Genomic DNA, 1,082 nt, shown 5'->3' with positions numbered 1-1,082 from the left:
TAGGTGCGGAAAACTGGCAACCTATCAGCAACTTACATAGCATATCCTCAAGTCGCTCAAAGACTTTAGGCTATAAGAGGCTGACTAAAAGCAATCCAATCTCATGCCAAATTCTATTGTATAAATCTCGCTCTAAAGGCCGAAAAAATCAGCGCTCGACACGGACTCATTGTCACCACCCGTCACCTAAAATCTACTCAGCGTCGGCAAAGGAGCCATGGATTCTAGCAACTAACTTACCTGTTGAAATTCGAACACCCAAACAACTTGTTAATATCTATTCGAAGCGAATGCAGATTGAAGAAACCTTCCGAGACTTGAAAAGTCCTGCCTACGGACTAGGCCTACGCCATAGCCGAACGAGCAGCTCAGAGCGTTTTGATATCATGCTGCTAATCGCCCTGATGCTTCAACTAACATGTTGGCTTGCGGGCGTTCATGCTCAGAAACAAGGTTGGGACAAGCACTTCCAGGCTAACACAGTCAGAAATCGAAACGTACTCTCAACAGTTCGCTTAGGCATGGAAGTTTTGCGGCATTCTGGCTACACAATAACAAGGGAAGACTCACTCGTGGCTGCAACCCTGCTTACTCAAAATCTATTCACACATGGTTACGTTTTGGGGAAATTATGAGGGGATCTCTCAGAACTTAGCACCATTGAAGCTTAAAAGCTCACGGACAAAATCTTCGTCAGCTAAACAAGAGAGTTTAATATTAAAAGAGTGTAGTTGGTGAGGGTATTTTTCAAGAGAAAATCGAATTTGTTGTAAAGCGAGAGTTTGAATAAACGTGTTGTCTATAATGGAAAAGAATACATCGTTGTTTATGTTACTCTTATCAAAAGTGCTTATCTTAGACAAAGTTTCGTAATATTGAATTTCTTGGCTTCTAGGACAGAGGATAGGTTGTACTAACGTTTTTATATCAAAGTCAGTCAATTTGAAGCTAGGTAGGTAAGGCATATTCCTTTTCATATTATCCACTTTATCCGTTTACTATTACTATGTTTGACTCACACTTAAACATCGTTTCATATTCTATATCTAAAGTTATTACGTCAGGAAATTAAGAATTATAAT

At 39.8% G+C, this 1,082-nt stretch carries 1 protein-coding gene and 1 pseudogene; one reads left to right on the top strand and one right to left on the bottom strand.

Annotation, left to right across the window (positions count from 1 at the left end):
- A partial coding sequence (locus tag R7P35_RS25960; protein ID WP_318093340.1) for an IS4 family transposase occupies positions 1–635 on the top strand: 635 nt, incomplete at its 5' end.
- A gap of 12 nt (positions 636–647) precedes the next feature.
- On the opposite strand, the pseudogene R7P35_RS25955 reads toward R7P35_RS25960, so the two are convergent.
- A pseudogene (locus tag R7P35_RS25955) lies at positions 648–977 on the bottom strand (EAL domain-containing protein); the annotation flags it as partial.
- Between the last annotated feature and the right edge of the window lie 105 nt (positions 978–1,082).

Origin of the sequence: Vibrio sp. Vb0304 (assembly GCF_033338995.1) — a bacterium.
GTDB classification, from domain to species: domain Bacteria; phylum Pseudomonadota; class Gammaproteobacteria; order Enterobacterales; family Vibrionaceae; genus Vibrio; species Vibrio alginolyticus.
Note: the sequence above shows the minus strand (reverse complement) of the source record. Positions and strands in the feature narration are given on the sequence as shown.